The sequence below is a fragment of the Selenomonas sp. ND2010 genome (genome assembly GCF_000702005.1).
In the GTDB taxonomy this organism is placed as follows: domain Bacteria; phylum Bacillota; class Negativicutes; order Selenomonadales; family Selenomonadaceae; genus Selenomonas_A.
In genome coordinates this window covers 26050-41568 of the sequence record NZ_JNKI01000012.1, presented here as the reverse complement: position 1 = coordinate 41568, position 15519 = coordinate 26050, and the positions used below count along the sequence as shown (strand labels likewise).

Genomic DNA, 15519 nt, shown 5'->3' with positions numbered 1-15519 from the left:
AATCAATTTAGACGCTTCCAGTTTTTTATTATTTAAAAAGGTTCTTGAGATTATCCAAGAAACTCTTCTGTTCCGGATTGACTTTATCGCCACTGATTTCGCCAAACTCCTTGAGGAGTTCCTTCTGACGCTGGTTGAGATTCTGCGGCGTGAGTACCTTGATGACAACATGTTCATCGCCACGTCCTGTACCACGCAGATGCGGAATACCTCTTTCGCGCAGGCGCAGGATTTTGCCCGACTGGGTCCCGGCTGGCACTTTAACCTCAACCGTGCCATCAATAGTCGGCACCTGAATTTTATCGCCCAAAGCTGCCTGAACAAAAGAAACCGGCACTTCCACGACGACATCCGTTCCCTGACGCTGATAAATCTTATGCGGCTTGATGAAGATGTATACGTAGAGATCGCCGTGCTCGCCGCCGAGTTTTCCGGCTTCACCGCCGCCCCGGACGCGAACCCGCTGCCCATTGTCAATACCTTTCGGAATGTTGACCTTAATCTTGCTGCGAACCTTCTTTTTCCCCGTACCATGGCATTCGCTGCAAGGATTTTTGACAATCTTGCCCGTACCATGGCAACGGCCACAGGTGGTCTGATTGACCATCCGGCCAAATGGCGTATTCTGTACCTGCTGGCGCATACCGGTTCCGTGGCAATCCGGACAAGTTTCCGGACTGGTTCCTGCAGCAGCTCCACTGCCATGGCAGGCTTCACAAGTTTCCATGCGGGGAATGCTGAGTTCTACCTCTTTGCCAAAAGCAGCCTCTTCGAAAGTGATCTCCAAATCATAGCGCAGGTCACTGCCACGTTCCGGCTGTGGGCCGCGGGAACGCTGACGTCCGCCACCACCGAAGAACATGTCGAAAATGTCATCCATTCCGCCGCCACCGAAACCGCCGAAGCCGCCTCCGCCGAAACCACCGAAGCCGCCGCCGCCCATGCCGCCTTCAAAGGCCGCATGGCCAAACTGATCGTACTGGGCTTTCTTCTGCGGATCCTTCAAGACATCATAGGCCTCGTTGACTTCCTTGAATTTCTCCTCAGCTTCTTTCGGGTTGTCGCGGTTGAGGTCTGGATGATATTTACGGGCCATTTTTTTATAGGCCTTTTTTATATCAGCTGCCGATGCGCCCTTATCAACGCCCAGCACCTCATAGTAATCGCGTTTCTCGCTCACGTTGCACCATCCTTAAAATATAATTGTTGGGAGCCCGCAGGCTCCCAACAATCCATCCATCAAAACCGTGAATTATTTCTTATCGTCTTTGACTTCCGTATACTCTGCATCTACCACATCGTCATCGTTCTTGGCATCAGCCTGAGCTGCCTGATCTGCACCTGGGGCACCCTGACCAGCAGCCTGAGCCTGCTGATAAGCAGCCGCACTCATTTCATAAAGCGGTTTCTGCGCTTCTTCCATTGCCTTCTTGATCGTTTCCGTATCATTGCTCTTGAGTGCCTCTTTTACCTTGTCGACACCTTCCTGAACTTTGGCAATCTGTGCTTTATCTGCCTTATCACCGAGATCCTTGATGGTCTTTTCTGCCTGATATACGAAGCTGTCAGCCTGATTCTTAACATCGATGGCCTCTTTCTGCTTCTTATCTTCTGCTGCATGCGCCTCAGCCTCTTTGACCATGCGATCAATATCTTCTTTGCTCATGCCGCCATCCGACTGAATCGTGATTTTCTGCTCTTTACCCGTACCGAGGTCTTTTGCCGATACATGAACGATACCGTTGGCATCGATATCGAAGGAAACCTCGATTTTAGGAACTCCACGCGGAGCTGGCGGAATGTCGGAGAGCTCGAAGCGGCCCAGCGTTTTGTTGCCAGCAGCCATCTCACGCTCACCCTGAAGAACATGGATATCAACGGACGGCTGATTATCTGCAGCCGTGGAGAATACCTGGCTCTTATGCGTCGGAATCGTCGTGTTGCGCTCGATGATTTTCGTGCAAACACCGCCGAGCGTCTCGATACCCAAGGACAGCGGCGTAACATCGAGGAGCAGTACATCTTTGACCTCGCCAACGAGGATACCACCCTGGATTGCAGCACCGACCGATACGCACTCATCCGGGTTAACGCCCTTGGACGGCTCTTTTGCCAGGAACTTGCGGATAGCTTCCTGAACGGCCGGAATACGGGAAGAACCACCAACGAGGATAATCTTGTTAATGTCGCTGCCCGAAAGATCCGCATCAGCCATAGCCTTGCGGGTCGGCTCCATCGTACGCTCAACGAGGCTGCTCGTGAGTTCATCAAACTTAGCACGCGACAGCGTAAGGTCGAGATGTTTCGGGCCCGTAGCATCCGCCGTGATGAACGGCAGGTTGATGTTCGTCTGCGTCATGCTGGAGAGCTCAATCTTCGCTTTTTCAGCTGCCTCTTTCAGGCGCTGCGCAGCCATCTTGTCCTGAGACAGGTCAATGTTGTTCTCTTTCTTGAACTCCTCAACCATCCAATCCATGATAGCCTGGTCAAAGTCATCACCGCCCAGATGCGTATCACCATTGGTTGCCAGAACTTCAAACGTACCACCGGAAAGTTCGAGGATCGAGACATCAAACGTACCACCACCAAGGTCAAATACGAGAACCGTCTCATCATCATCTTTGTCGAGGCCATAAGCCAGGGCTGCTGCCGTCGGCTCGTTGACAATACGCAAAACCTCGAGACCAGCAATCTTACCAGCATCTTTTGTTGCCTGGCGCTGGCTGTCGTTGAAGTAAGCCGGAACCGTGATAACAGCCTGGCTGACCGTCTCGCCAAGATATGCTTCCGCATCTGCCTTGAGCTTCTGCAGAACCATTGCGGAGATTTCCTGCGGCGTATAGCTCTTGCCATCAACCGTTACTTTGTAGTTGGAATCACCCATGTGGCGTTTGATGGATGCAATCGTACGATCCGGATTGGATACCGCCTGACGTTTTGCCAGCTGGCCTACGAGACGCTGTCCGTCTTTCGTGAAACCGACAACAGACGGCGTGATGCGGCTGCCTTCCGGGTTCGTGATGACCGTCGGCTCGCCGCCTTCCATAACAGATACAACGGAGTTGGTCGTACCTAAGTCAATACCAATTACTTTAGACATTTTAAAATCCTCCTAAAAATATCTTTTTCAAAATATATAGAGAAAAACTTTATAAACAGATGTTAGTTAGCTACTACTTGAACCATGCTCGGACGAATTACCCGGCCCTTAACCATATAGCCTTTCTGAAGTTCCTGGGCAATATCATCATCTTCCAGTTCTTCATTCTGAACCCGCATAACCGCTTGGTGGAAATTCGGGTCAAATTTCTGTCCCTCAGTTTCGATTTTTTCCAAGCCATTCTTCTTGAGCACTTCCCCAAACTGCGTGAAAATCATCTCAACGCCTTTCTGGAAAGCTTCCCCGTCCTTGGCCTCAGCAGCCATAGCACGTTCAAAATTGTCCAAAAGCGGCAGCATATCCTTGAGGATGCCCTGCGTAACGACTGCCGAAAGCTCTTCTTTCTCTTTTGCCGTACGACGGCGGAAATTCTCAAAATCGGCCTGCAGGCGAAGAACGCGTTCTTCTTTTTCCTTCAGCTCTGCCGCCAGCTTTTCAAGCTGCTGTGCCTCATCCGAAGTTTCCGTCTCAGCTGCCTCGTCTACCTCAGCATCATTCTGATCTTCAACTTCTTCAGCCTCAGCTTCAGCACTGGCCTCATTGATTTCCTGCTGCATCTCGTCAAGTTTCTGCTCATCTTTTTTCTTTAATTCATCTTTCATAAATGATGGCAATTCCTTCACCTCTTTCAAAGGGGATATATATTGCTAAGCACCAGCAGGGTCTACCAGTGAAAGCGTTTGATGACATTGGTAAGATTCGAATTCATGTACTCGAGAAGGCTCATCGCCTTCGCATACTCCATACGGGTCGGTCCCAATACTGCGATGGTTCCCAAAAGCTCTCCATCGAGATGATAAGTCGCCGTAATGATGCTGCTGTCCTTGAAGTGCTTATCCTCATTTTCCTGCCCGATGGTGACCTCAAGGCCATCTCCCATATGAGCATATAGAATGTCTTTGATAAGCTCTTCCTCCTCCAGCATCATCAAGGTCTCTTTTACCTTCTCCACATCGTGGAATTCCGGCTGATCCAGCATTTGGGTAGTTCCCCCAAGATAAAGCCGTTCCCTTTTTCCGGTATCCAATGCCCGATGGATAATCTCCAGGGCTGATTCATAAAGGGGCTCATCGGAGATTTCATCGCGAATCTCTGAAAGCGCATGATGCTGAATGGTATCGAGGGTATGCCCAGCAAGATTATCATTGATAACCCTTGCCATCCGCTGAAAATCCTCAAAGGTCGCACCACTTGGCATTTCGACAATCTTGTTCTCGATAAAGCCTGCATCGGTCATAAGCACTGTGATGACACGATAATCATCCAGCGGCAAAAACTGCAAGCAACGGAACTTCGCCTGAGTAAGCTGCGGTGCCAGCACCAGCGACACGTTTTTGGTCACTTGGGATATGATGTGAGCAGTCTCTTGAAACACCTCATCAATCCGCTTGACTTTGGCATTATACCAACGATCGATCCGTGCCTTTTCTTCCTCACTGACTGGCTTTGGCGGAATCAGGCCATCCACGTAGAAACGATATCCCTTGGAGGATGGTACCCGACCGGAGGAGGTATGAAGATGCTCGAGATACCCCAGCATTTCCAAATCCGCCATTTCATTGCGGATGGTAGCTGGACTGACACCTAAGTCATACTTCCGAGCCAACGTTCTTGAGCCCACTGGCTCGGCGGTCTCGATATAATCATCGATAACGGCCTTTAATACCCGCTGTTTGCGCTCATCTATCGGTTCGGACATCAGCATCCCTCCTTCGGTATTTATTTTCCTGTTAGCACTCTTATATAGTGAGTGCTAACTTCGAATCTATTAAGATAATACCGCGAATAAGGCAAAAAGTCAACACTAAAAGACAAAAAGTCAAATATAAAACCCCGCCAGTACTTTTCAGCCCCAGCGGGTCCCCCAATAGTTCAGCATACTTTTTCCTCAAAAGTCCCTGCATTTATTTCTTTTTCTTTTTAAGGGTCGAGGCAAAATAACGCGTCAATTGCTTCATGTCTTCAATCGTATCCCCACGGCTTGTAAAGCCCTCATTCATGATGACAAGTACGAAATCGCCTTGTTTGCCATAAAAGATTCCACCATCATCGTAAAGTCCGGTAACTTCTCCCGTCTTATGCGCAATCGTAAAATCCGGAAGCGCAGCATTGAAGCATTCCTTGTCCTTCTGTCCAGAAAGCACCAGTTCCATAAATCGGTCTTCTGACTCTCCTACCAACTGATGATAATACAGCCGGCTGAACAATTTTCCTAAGTCCCGCGCGGATGAAAAATTCTTTCGTCCGCCATTTCCAATCATCATCTTATGGACCAGCTGCGTGTCTCCATATCCGTGTTCTTGGATATACCGATTGATTTTATCCATTCCCAAACGATCGATTAAGATATTGGTGGCAGTATTATCACTGCTCATAATCATCCCCGAAACAAGTTCCCGTATAGAGCGCACTTCTCCGATGTTATACCAAGTAATCACACCGGCACCACCCACTACATCGGATTCCCGTATGACGAGCTTTTCCTCCAACGACAACCTGCCATCATGCACCTCCTGCATAACCGCTGCCATGATAAAAACCTTAATCATGCTCGCTGGCGACATCGGACGATTCTGATAAAGGAAGGGTTCCTCCTCCTCGGCGGGGCGCAAAAAATAGATTGCATAGCGCGCAGAATCGCCCCCCAATATGCGTTCGATATTGCGGTTTAACTCCGCAGCATCCCTGGCATTGGGCGCGCGTTTTTCCTCGCCTACAGCATCGCGATCTTCATGAGCAGATTCTGCCTGCACAGAGCTTCCCTCATCCTGATGCATCCAAATGGCTATCGACAACATACTGCCAATTTCCAGGACTACCATTATACAAAAAAAACAAATGATTCGCTTAAACGTCACGGGCTGCTCCTGTCTTTCCCCTTACCATGGCTGCGGAGTAATCGGTGTCACAACACCAAAACGATACCCCTTGGCTTTCAGTACGTCAATGATTCCTTGCAGCGCCTTAACCGTTTCTTCCTTGCCCCCACAGCAATGCATAAGCACTAATGCCATATTATCCTTAAGGTCGCCCTTCGTCATGCTGTCCACGAATTTAATCTGTCGAGCGGCATTGGGCCGTTTCGGCGTCGCATCCTCGGAACTGACATTCCAATCATGTTCCACATATCCTGCTTCCGTAAGCGCCGGATAATAGTCCGCGGAAAACATTCCCACCGTTCCACCGGGAGCACGGATAATGAACGGACGCACCCCAAGGATGTTGAAGATGATATCATCGGTCTGCTGCATTTCTGCCAGGAAACTATCCTTCGACTGATACAACCGCTTGTAATCATGGTCGTAACTATGATTGCCGATTGCATGCCCTTCCTCAAAGATTCGCTTGAGTACGGTTGGATTCTCCTCGCACATCTTACCGGTTACATAAAACGTGCCATGAATCCCATTTGCCTTGAGAATATCCAAAATCGCCAAAGTATTCTTATTATCCGGGCCATCGTCGAAAGTCAGATAGGCTACTTTTTCCTTATTATATACGGCCAACGGCGGCAGCATTGTCGGCAGTCCCTTTTCCTGACGCTGCTTTAACGTGTAGCGGTCATAGACCGGTTTGTCGACATCGGTAAGAAGTTCCTCTAAATTGGAATAATCCCCCTTGGCCAAAATATAGGCATCCGATTCTACGCCGGGTTCTTTTTCCGCTTCTTCTACAGCAGCCTGCTGCTGAAGCTGATTCTGACTATTTGCCCAGATAAGTCCTCCCACAGCACTGCATCCCATAATAATCAAAGCGGACAAGACAAATTTCTCAATGATCTTTCTGTCCATGATATCTCCCCGATTCTCATCCAATTTTAAGTATACAAAAGTATTATAGCAGACTTTCCTCAAATAACCACTAGGCATTATCAAAAATCTTGCGCATCAAGCAAAAATTTTTCAAATACCAAATTCCCATACTTCATGCCTTGACGGGTCAGTCTGACATATCGGCCATCGTCAACGAGCAGTTTTCGCGCCGAAAGATCCCTCAGGACTGTTCCATACCACACGTCCATCTCCCTGCCAAACTTTTGCAGGAATTTTTCCCGGCTTATCCCCTTAGCTGTCCGCAAAGCCAAAAAACAAAACTCTTCGATAGCTATAGCTGTCGTGGCAGCTTCCTCCGGTTCTACGGGAATGCGATTCTCCTTTATCGCATCCATATAGCGGTCTAATTCGGCAAACGCAGCCCATCGCTGCCCGTCAAGATACGAATGTGCGGCAGCTCCCACCCCAAGATAGGGCACATCCTGCCAATAACTCATATTATGACGGCTCTCAAACCCCGGCCGCGCAAAATTCGAAATCTCATAGCGTTCATAGCCCTGTGACGGTAAATATTCCGTCATATAATCGTACATGGCTTCTGTGACGTCATCCGTCGGCAAATTGAGTTTCCCCAGCTCCTGCATCCGATAAAATGCCGTCCCTTCCTCGAGCTGAAGTCCGTAGATCGATATGTGTTCCGGCTTTAGGGACAATGCCTGTTCGACGCTTTCTTTTAGTTGTTCCAAAGTCTGTCCCGGAAGCCCATACATCAAATCAAGGCTCAGATTCGCAAAGCCCACCCGCCTTGCCATTGCTACCGCATCCACGGCCTGCTGGCCATTATGGATACGGCCGATTCTTTTTAATAAGGTATCATCAAAACTCTGCACGCCAAAGGAAAGACGATTCACCCCTCGATTCCGCAGCATCGCCAAATAAGGCTCGTCGACGGTTCCTGGATTGCATTCCACGGTAAATTCCTCAGCTTTGCCATCCGGCAAAAAAATCTGGCGAAGTTCCGAGAGCAACTGCTTCATGAATTTTTCCGGCAAGATAGACGGTGTCCCGCCTCCCAGATAAATCGTCGCCGGTTTTCCCCATTGCTGCCGATAATAAGAGCCCCGTACCGCAATTTCCCGGCACAGGGCTCCTGTATAATCTTCCCAATAACGCTCCCGCCCGGCAAAAGACGGGAAGTCACAGTAGAAGCACTTCTGGCGGCAAAAGGGAATGTGGACATATACGCCCCATTGTTTTGCATCCATTCACTTTCTCCATTAATCGATCTTCAAGATGGCCATAAACGCTTCCTGTGGCACTTCGACACTGCCGACTGCCTTCATGCGCTTTTTGCCCTCCTTCTGTTTTTCGAGCAGTTTGCGCTTACGCGATATATCGCCGCCATAACATTTCGCCAAGACATCCTTACGACGGGCGCGGACGTTCTCACGAGCAATGACTTTGCTGCCAATAGCTGCCTGGATGGGGATTTCAAACATCTGCTGCGGAATAATTTCCTTAAGCTTCGAAGCCAGCTGACGCCCACGACCGGCAGCGCGGTCCTTATGAACAATGGTCGAAAGCGCATCCACCGGATCTCCATTGAGCAGGATATCCACTTTAACCAATTTTGATTCCTGATAATCGGCCAACTCATAATCCAGCGAAGCATATCCACGGGTTGCCGATTTCAAACGGTCGAAATAGTCAAAGATAATCTCATTGAGCGGGATATGATAGGTAATCATGACGCGGTTTTCATCGAGATAATCCATCGTCTTAAATTCCCCGCGTTTATCCTGAGAAATCTCCATAACCGCACCGACAAAATCATTCGGTACGATAACCGTCGCCTTTACATACGGCTCTTCAATATGCTCGATTTCTGTCTGTGGCGGCAAATCGGACGGATTGCTGACATCCACCTGGGAACCATCCGTCTTGAACACATGATAGATAACCGATGGTGCTGTCGTAATCAGCTTTAGGTTGTATTCGCGCTCAAGACGTTCCTGAATGACATCCATATGCAAGAGTCCCAGGAAACCGCAACGAAAACCAAAGCCCAAGGCTACTGACGTCTCTGGCTCAAATACCAGTGCCGCATCGTTGATCTGCATTTTTTCCAATGCATCTTTGAGATTGTCGTAATCCGAGCTGTCAACGGGATAAAGGCCGCAATAAACCATCGGCGTAACCCCGCGATAGCCTGGCAGCGGTTCTGCCGCCGGATTATCGGCAAACGTAATGGTATCGCCTACCTGGACATCGCGCACATCCTTGAGCGAACCGGCCACAAAGCCTACCTCACCAACATCGAGATGACCGACATCGACCGGCTGCGGTTTAAAACAGCCCACATCGGTGACCTCAAAGGTCTTGCCCGTTGCCATCATCTTGAGCTTCATACCTTTTTTGATATGGCCCTGCTTGACACGGACATGGGCAATAACGCCCTTATACGAATCAAAGAACGAATCAAAAATCAAGGCCTGCAGCGGCGCATTCTCATCCCCTTCCGGTGCGGGAATATAATCGACAATCGAATCGAGAATCTCTTCAATGCCAATGCCGGATTTCGCTGATGCCAACACCGCATTGGAAGTGTCAAGACCAATAGTGTTTTCGATTTCTTCCTTTACGCGTTCCGGGTCAGCACTGGGGAGATCAATTTTATTGATGACCGGCACAATCTCCAAGTCATTTTCTAATGCCATATAGACATTTGCCAACGTCTGGGCCTCAACGCCCTGGGCAGCGTCGACAACCAGCAGCGCTCCCTCACAGGCCGCCAGGCTTCTCGATACCTCATACGTAAAGTCGACATGGCCCGGCGTATCAATGAGATTGAGCTGATACAGCTGGCCGTCTTTCCCCTTGTAGTCGAGGCGCACCGTCTGGGCCTTGATGGTTATGCCGCGCTCCCGCTCCAAATCCATATTGTCGAGGACCTGCGCCTCCATCTCACGCTTCGTGAGTGTCCCCGTATATTCAATCAAACGATCCGCAATCGTCGATTTGCCATGATCAATATGAGCAATAATCGAGAAATTGCGGATATTTTTGTTCTGCATAGTCATTTTCCTTTCAAAATAACAATCCATATCTATCGTATTATAGCATTGAACACCGCTCACCTGCAAGAAATAGCAGGCCGAACTAAAGAAAACTATTGCTTTTTATTTTTCCACATGCTATGATAACAAAGTAACGAATTTGTTAAGGGGGGTGAATTACTTGCCAAATATTAAAGCATCTATTCTTAGTGTTAAATCTGACGCTAAGCGCCATGCAAAGAACGCTGCTGAGAAGTCCCGTGTACGCACTGCTTCCCGTCGTGTTCTTGACGCTGTTGAGGCTGGAAACGCTGATGAAGCGAAATCCCTCCTTACGGTTGCTTGCAAGACGATCGATCAGGCTGCTGCTAACCATGTTTATCATAAAAATGCTGCATCCCGCAAAAAATCCCGTCTGGCTCGCAAAGTCAACGCACTCGCTAAGTAATTTTCTCAGATGAGATAGAAAAAAGGCCTGCTTTTCAGCAGGTCTTTTTTGTTGTCTTCATTTTTCAGCCTTCTTGACATAAACGCGCTGAACAACGGAAGCATTCCGATACCATACCGGCTGTTCCCCGTCATTCCTGCGAACTGTCTTCTGCCAGCTGCCATGCCGGCCCCTTCGAAGATAACTATGAACCGAATCCAGCTTCCGTGACTCGACAAGCTGTGGCGACAAAACCAACCGGACTTTTCCCTTGGGATTTTGTAGCATAACTGCCACGGTATATGCTTCCCCCGGAGCGAGGAATACTTTCGACGATAACGGTACAGTGCGATATCCCGCCCAATCCGGCGTATTATCCGCACCAAAGCGCCCCTTTTGCTCCAAGGCCAAACTTCCCTGCTTCGGGTCCAGACTTCCCTTGCGGATTGTGATCGTATATTCCAGTGCATCCGCCATCGCATAGAAGCCTACCGCCTGTATCCATCCAGCGCCCTTTGCTCGATAGCCTGCCGCAAAACCGCTGCCTGATTCCATTTGACGATACCGCGGGCCGCTGCTATTTTCCCAATTCTGCCGCGGCGGCACCAAACAATTTGACCGTTCATAGGTATCAATCCAATCGTAAGCGGCGGTGTCCAGCGAAGTATCATACGCTACGTAATTGCGCAACGTCTTATCCTCATACGAAAGATATGCATAACCACCATCGCCCCACGCTTTGCCCCAACTATTGCGAATAATCCAGGCCCCTTTATGCTTAGGTTTTACCCTGAGTCCCGAGCCGGCAAAATCATAGGAATCATCCCAACCGATGATATTGACCCCATGATTCACCGGCAGTGGCTTGGCCCGATAATAAGCGACAGCTCCTTTTTGCTGCAGCGGCAGACTGTTGACGCCCGCCGCCAAGGCACCATACTCCAGCATTATGGACTTCATCCGCGCGATTTCCGCTGGCTGATCGAGCTTCGTACCCGTACTCGTGAAGATATTGCGGAGACGAAGTCCCGCGTCATCCCCCCAGGTAGTCGGCGCTTTCATGTCCTCTGATACACTTGCCTCAGCTTTACGAAAGCCGATACCACTGCCAGCTAAAAATTCCGGCGCAAAGAGTGGCCAGCTGCCATGGCCATAGACACGGCTGGCCAACGGAACCGCATAGCTGCCTTTTCGCAACGGCTTTCCCATAACCCCGGTCAAATCCCCGGGCTCTTCTACTGGCCGCGCATAGGAAAACCAAGCCATTTTCCAGGGCGATAAGTGAAAGCCCCGGGCATCCACCGAATAGGCTATCCCCTGCCGCTGCCAATTTTTATATACGTTGGATTCCAACGCAGCCGCTGCCGTAAACGCCCAACAGATATTCGCACTTCCCTGGCTGCCCACGTCATTGAGCATGGATTTTCTCCCGTCAAAATAACTGGACCGGTCAAATGGATCTGCCAGCCGCATATCATAAAAATCCGGCAACGCTGTCGCTGCTGACGCCCCTTGGGCAAAACCTGCCACCGGCAGCAGCAGACCCAAAAGCGCTCCCCAAAATCCCGGCACTGCATTGCGCATCATATTCCCACGCCTCCTGCTGTCAATCCACCAAATCCCTATCTAACTCATACTGTCGGTCCACCATGATTTTCGGATTGCGCAAAAGCGCTGCCTTCATGGCCTCTTTAGCCGCCTGCCCAAGGCCCATCTTCGTCAGGATGCGGCTTTGCTGCTGCAAGATGCGCGCCTGCCTGAACTTATCCTTATCCAACAGGAGGAGGATATACTGGCTGTCACGCAAAGCTTCCGCGTATTGCTCCAGTTCGTAATTGGCCACACAACGCGCTTCATAGAGATACTCCCGTTGCTTGTGATTGATCTTTTGCTGCTTCATGGCCAAAATAGTATCTACGGAATTGACGATTGTCGCATAATATCCTTTTTGAAAGCTTGCGTATTTAAGCTGCACCCCCAGCTTCTGCAGCGCAATCTTCAAACGCCTGGAATCATCTTCCGCTGTTACGAGCTGTGCCGCCTTATCATAATCGGCTATGGCCTTCCGGTAATCGGCCATCCCCTCATAATAAAAATGAGCACGGCTTTGTAAAATCAATGGATTCTTGCCATCGAGGGATAATGCGGTTTCATAAGCCTGCCAGGCGCTCTTGCTGTCCCCAGCACAAGCCCGTTCCTCTGCCCGTCCAGTATAGGCGGCGGCATTTTTGTCATCAAGCAGGATCGCCTTATCGAAGTCGAGCTTTGCCAATTGGCTTTCTCCCCGCTGCAAATGAAACTTCCCTCGTTTGATATAAAAGTCAACATAAGCAGGATACTGGCGAATCGCCTCATCATAGGCACTTAACTTTTTTTCTCCCCGAAGCTTTTCCACCTGTTGCTGCCACTGCGATACCGTGCGCAACGGTCCTGCCTGCACCGTTCCTGCACTACAGCCATAAAAAACCAGTACCGTTAGTGCTCCTGCGCTCCATTTTTCCAGGCCTCCCCACATTCGGCATCATCCTCTCTGACCTAAAAACTTCCGCTGTACCTGCCGCATGCGAATTTGCAGGCAAACAGCTCCGACCAACACGCCGGTAATAAGGCCAATCCAATAGCCATAGGGACCAACCGCCGTCCAATTTGCCAGCATCCAGCCGCTTGGAAGGCCGATAATCCAGAAGGACAATATCGCCAGCAAAAAGGTCACATGAACATCTTTATACCCACGAAGTGCTCCCTGCAACGGCGCATTGATGCTGTCCGATACCTGCATGAATACCGCATAGACCAGAAAACCTGCAAGTATCGGCCGAACTTCAGGGCTCGAAGTATATAAAGCGGCAATTTCGCTCTTGAACTGCGTCAAAAGCAGCGCAAGTGCTCCCACAAAAAGCATCGTCAACACCCGGCTGAGACGGATATACTGCTGCGCATCAACAAAACGCTTTGCTCCGACTTCGTAACCGACCAAAATGGTCAACGTCATGCTGACCGCCAGCGGCACCATATAAACGATGGTCGTAAAATTCATGGCGGCTTGATGCGCAGCCACAATCACCGTACCATATGCCGTCATAAAAAGGCCCACGGCACCAAAGATGCTCTGTTCACAAAACATCGTACTGCCAATCGGTATCCCGACTCCCAGCTGTTTTTTCCACTCCGACAGCTGCGGACGCGGGAAATGATGGAAAATGCGATAGCTTTTGAAAGGTTCCACCTGCGTGACGACCAGCACATTAAGCAAAAGATTCAGCGTAAAGGCAATTGCCGAACCGATGCCAGCACCAATGCCGCCAAACGCTGGAATGCCAAACAGGCCGTACATAAACACATAATTCAAGACAATATTCACCGGTACCGACGTCATTGTGATGCACATCGTAAGCCGTGTATGACCGTGAGCATCAATAAAATTTCGCAGGACGCCGGCCAAAAAAATCGGCACAATCCCAAAGGACACAGCGAGCAAATAATGCACCGTGATATCGTGAACTTTCGGTTCCAGATTAAGCAGCGGCAAAACCCGTGGCACTGCCAGCCAGCCCAAGGCAATAAACAAAACGGCCAAAGTCAGCGCCCAATAAAAGCCCTGTTTGACAATAAAGCCAATCTTGTCCTGCCGCCCGCCACCATAAAGCTGCGAAATCGTCGGCGTAAGTCCCGATATAATGCCGAGCACACTGCCGAAAAAGGGCAGGAAAAGATTAACGCCCACCGCAACCCCGGCCAAGTCCTGTTGGCTGATATGGCCCGCCATAATCGTATTGAAAAACCCAGTTGCCATAAGTGACAGCTGGGTAATAAAGATAGGCAGCAGCACGGCAAAGAACTGCCGTGCTTTCTGCTGATAACCATAAGTTTGTTTCATTAATTTTCATCCTTATGCAAGCAACAATTTTTATATTTTTTGCCACTGCCACACGGACATGGCTCATTGCGTCCGACCTTATGACGGCGCACTTCCTCAAAGGGAATCACTTTCCCCCGGCCTGACTTCGCCATAAGTTTTGCCGGAGTATATCCCTTCAGCGGCCAGAGATGCGTCGAATTATTATACGCGATGAGAAGCGGTACAATAGCCTCAGCTTTGCGGTCATCCTTCATCAATCCAAGCTCATCCAAATATTCGACAGCTTCCTGCATATTTCCTCCATTCTGTAACAGAATGAGGATTTCACCAACGATATCCGCCGCCTTCAAGACATCGCAATCATGTTCGCGCATGAAAAACTGCGCCAGAGCCTTATACGCATCGGTAGCATCGATATAACCTTCCGTGCCGGCTTCGTAAACCCGATTATAGGACAGCGGCGCGAAGTCGAGATTTGCATGCTCACGCTGCTCATCCTCCAGCTTATTCTCATCGATCAGCGTATAATATTTTGCCCCTTGCGGCAATGCCACCAGCGTATTGTTCCAGCAGGAAGCATTGAGCATAACACCGACAAAATCCATAAACGAAACCTGCTCAGCCTGCGCGGCATCCAAATAGCCGATTACTTTTTCATAGAGCTGTTCGTAATTCATATAGCCATAAAAGAACAAGCAGCCAGACGCCAGGCGCGTGACCTCTGTATTGAGTTCCGCCAGACTACGGAACGTTCCCGAATCGAGCTTCTTGAACTCTGCCTGGATTTCCTTTGGCATGTACCAGGCCAGTTTGTCCTCTTTCACCCCGCAGGACACTAACCCCAGTCCGCGCAAATAGTCGAGGCGAACGTCATCATCACGGAACTCCGTGGTCAGGCCATCATGCTTAAGCAAATGCTGGAAACACTCGTATTCTTCTTCGAGAAGCGAAGGAAACCAGCGCTGGGAAAATTTAACGATTTCTATCGACAAGCGCTCGGCAAGGTCCGCCTTCTTGAGCGAACTTACGCCCGTGATATTGAGGTTGTAGCGGATATCATCCAGCTCGGCTTTCGTCATCGCCGCCAACATATCCAGCAGATCTAATGATTTCGGCAGCTTATGGCGGTAAAGCGCCTTCTTGCGCGCTTCCATATCCGCTGCTGCCATCTGCTCCAACGTCTCATTGTTCTGTTCGATTTCCGTCTTATTCTCTTCCATTATAAAAGATTAAATCCTCACTTT

At 49.6% G+C, this 15519-nt stretch carries 13 protein-coding genes; 1 reads left to right on the top strand and 12 read right to left on the bottom strand.

Features of this window, described 5'->3' with window-relative positions; all coding sequences use genetic code 11:
- Positions 1-28: 28 nt before the first annotated feature.
- The 8 genes from dnaJ to lepA form a co-directional block, all read right to left on the bottom strand.
- Positions 29-1180 (bottom strand): molecular chaperone DnaJ, encoded by a 1152-nt coding sequence (gene dnaJ, locus T504_RS0105900; protein WP_033170144.1) that lies wholly within the window; start codon positions 1178-1180, stop codon positions 29-31.
- Between the two features lie 72 nt (positions 1181-1252).
- Entirely contained in the window at positions 1253-3100 is a 1848-nt protein-coding gene (gene dnaK, locus T504_RS0105895; protein WP_033170143.1) for a molecular chaperone DnaK, read from the bottom strand.
- A 62-nt stretch (positions 3101-3162) separates the two neighbouring features.
- Complete coding sequence (gene grpE / locus T504_RS0105890) at positions 3163-3762, bottom strand: nucleotide exchange factor GrpE (protein WP_051635230.1); 600 nt, start codon at positions 3760-3762, stop codon at positions 3163-3165.
- A gap of 62 nt (positions 3763-3824) precedes the next feature.
- On the bottom strand, positions 3825-4859 hold the full coding sequence (gene hrcA / locus T504_RS0105885; protein WP_033170142.1) for a heat-inducible transcriptional repressor HrcA: 1035 nt from the start codon (positions 4857-4859) through the stop codon (positions 3825-3827).
- Between the two features lie 205 nt (positions 4860-5064).
- Complete coding sequence (locus tag T504_RS0105880) at positions 5065-5913, bottom strand: serine hydrolase (protein ID WP_197018686.1); 849 nt, start codon at positions 5911-5913, stop codon at positions 5065-5067.
- 126 nt (positions 5914-6039) lie between these two features.
- Positions 6040-6951, bottom strand: a complete 912-nt coding sequence (locus T504_RS0105875; RefSeq protein ID WP_072022711.1) for a polysaccharide deacetylase family protein — start codon at positions 6949-6951, stop codon at positions 6040-6042.
- An 80-nt stretch (positions 6952-7031) separates the two neighbouring features.
- Entirely contained in the window at positions 7032-8198 is a 1167-nt protein-coding gene (hemW, locus tag T504_RS0105870) for a radical SAM family heme chaperone HemW (protein WP_033170141.1), read from the bottom strand.
- A 12-nt stretch (positions 8199-8210) separates the two neighbouring features.
- Complete coding sequence (gene lepA, locus T504_RS0105865; RefSeq protein ID WP_033170140.1) at positions 8211-10007, bottom strand: translation elongation factor 4; 1797 nt, start codon at positions 10005-10007, stop codon at positions 8211-8213.
- 163 nt (positions 10008-10170) lie between these two features.
- Between lepA and rpsT the strand changes: the two genes are divergently transcribed.
- A complete protein-coding gene (gene rpsT / locus T504_RS0105860; protein WP_033170139.1) occupies positions 10171-10437 on the top strand; it encodes a 30S ribosomal protein S20 in 267 nt (88 codons plus the stop codon).
- A gap of 57 nt (positions 10438-10494) precedes the next feature.
- Here rpsT and T504_RS0105855 read toward each other — a convergent pair whose 3' ends face one another.
- The 4 genes from T504_RS0105855 to T504_RS0105840 are packed head-to-tail and all read right to left on the bottom strand — an operon-like array spanning position 10495 to position 15495.
- A complete protein-coding gene (locus T504_RS0105855; protein ID WP_033170138.1) occupies positions 10495-12003 on the bottom strand; it encodes a C1 family peptidase in 1509 nt (502 codons plus the stop codon).
- Between the two features lie 19 nt (positions 12004-12022).
- Positions 12023-12931, bottom strand: a complete 909-nt coding sequence (locus T504_RS0105850) for a tetratricopeptide repeat protein (protein WP_033170137.1) — start codon at positions 12929-12931, stop codon at positions 12023-12025.
- A 6-nt stretch (positions 12932-12937) separates the two neighbouring features.
- On the bottom strand, positions 12938-14293 hold the full coding sequence (locus tag T504_RS0105845; protein WP_033170136.1) for an MATE family efflux transporter: 1356 nt from the start codon (positions 14291-14293) through the stop codon (positions 12938-12940).
- Positions 14293-15495 carry a YecA family protein gene (locus tag T504_RS0105840; protein ID WP_033170135.1) on the bottom strand — a complete coding sequence of 401 codons (1203 nt, stop codon included), beginning with the start codon at positions 15493-15495 and terminating at the stop codon, positions 14293-14295. Before T504_RS0105840 ends, T504_RS0105845 begins: the two co-directional genes overlap by 1 nt.
- Between the last annotated feature and the right edge of the window lie 24 nt (positions 15496-15519).